Raw genomic sequence first — 1,513 nt, forward strand, 5'->3', positions numbered from 1 at the left:
ATGCATCATCAGATGTGGCGAGCAGGACACCCCATGGGTCGCGATCAGGTCGGCCGGCTGATGGGGATCTGCGGGATCTCCGGAGCAGTCCGGTGAATCGCCCCGGGTTTGCTGGAGGCTCGGTTAGTTGGTTCCAGCGGTTGCTGGGACCGGGTTCCCACGGTAGCTGGTGGCTGTGTGGGTCGCCCAGTAGGCGGCCTCGTACTCGACGGGCGGGACGTGTCCGATCTCGCCGTGCAGGCGTCGGTGGTTGAACCATTCGATGTATTCGGCGACCGCGATTTCGACCTCGCCGACACCGCCCCAACCACCACGCGGGCGCATCACTGGGTTACGAATGCACTCGGCTTTGAACAGCGAGTTGAACGCCTCGGCCATCGCATTATCGTACGAATCACCTTTGGAGCCAACAGAAGTCACCGCATCCGCCTCGGCGAGACGTTCGGTGTAACGAATGGCTCGATACTGCACTCCGCGGTCGGAGTGGTGGATCAGCCCGGCCACATCCTGGCCGGCCCGCGAGCGCGCCCACAACCCCATGTCCAGGGCATCGAGCGCGAGGCCGGTATGCATGGTCGTGGACACCTGCCAGCCGACGACCATGCGGGAGAACACATCGAGGATGAATGCCGCATATACCCAGCCGGAGTGGGTGCGGATGTAGGTCAGGTCGGCGACCCACAAGGCATTCGGCGCTTGGGCGGTGAACTGCCGTTTGACCCGATCGGCCGGCTGTGGCGTCTCGGCTCCCTCACTGCGGGTGGTCTTACGTGTCTTCAACCGCGGTATCCCCTGCAGCCCATCGGCTTTCATCAATCATTCGACGGTGCAGCGGGCCACGCCGAACCCCTTTCTACAGAGTTCGGCGTGTACTTTGCGAGCACCGTAGACACCGAGATTGTCGGCGTGCACGGTGCGGATCTCACCGAGCATCTCGCGGTCACGAACTGCTCGTGGCGCCTCGGTCTTGTGTGGGCTCAGGTGGGCTCGTACCGTGGACGAAGCGATCTGGGCGGCCGTGTCGCGCAGGGCCGCGCAGATCGGATCGACTCCGTGTTCATCGCGATACGCGGCGACGAACTCCACGATCAACGCTGTGGGCGGTCGATCTCCGCCGCGAAAAAAGCCGACGCCTGCTTCAAGATCGTGTTCGCCCGCCGCAGCTCGCGGTTCTCCCGCTCCAACTGCGCGATCCGGTCGGCATCCTCGGTGGTGGTGCCCGCCCGCACACCGCCGTCGACCTCAGCCTGACGAACCCAGTTGCGCAACGCCTCGGGATGCACCCCAAGCTGATCGGCAATCCGCTTGACCGCGCCGCGCGAGGACTCCGGGTCCCGTCGCGCATCCACCGCCATTCGGGTAGCCCGCTCCTTGAGTTCCTCACTGTACTTGCGTGGTGCTGCCATGCTCTTCATCCTTCACAGGTTCGAGAGCCTCCGACAAACCCGGGGCGGTTCACGGGGTTCTCACCGCACCGTTACCACCCGCCGCGATGACAAAGCGCCCCGGTTCC

The 1,513-nt window shown here is 64.5% G+C and carries 1 pseudogene and 1 other annotated feature; the pseudogene reads right to left on the minus strand.

The features are described 5' to 3' along the window. Nucleotides 1-123 precede the first annotated feature (123 nt). A pseudogene (locus P3L18_RS28070) lies at nucleotides 124-1,406 on the minus strand (IS3 family transposase). Further along, nucleotides 1,000-1,128 (minus strand) — a sequence feature (AL1L pseudoknot). It overlaps the preceding pseudogene by 129 nt. Nucleotides 1,407-1,513 lie beyond the last annotated feature (107 nt).

Source organism: Gordonia sp. N1V (assembly GCF_029269935.1).
Taxonomy (GTDB): domain Bacteria; phylum Actinomycetota; class Actinomycetes; order Mycobacteriales; family Mycobacteriaceae; genus Gordonia; species Gordonia polyisoprenivorans.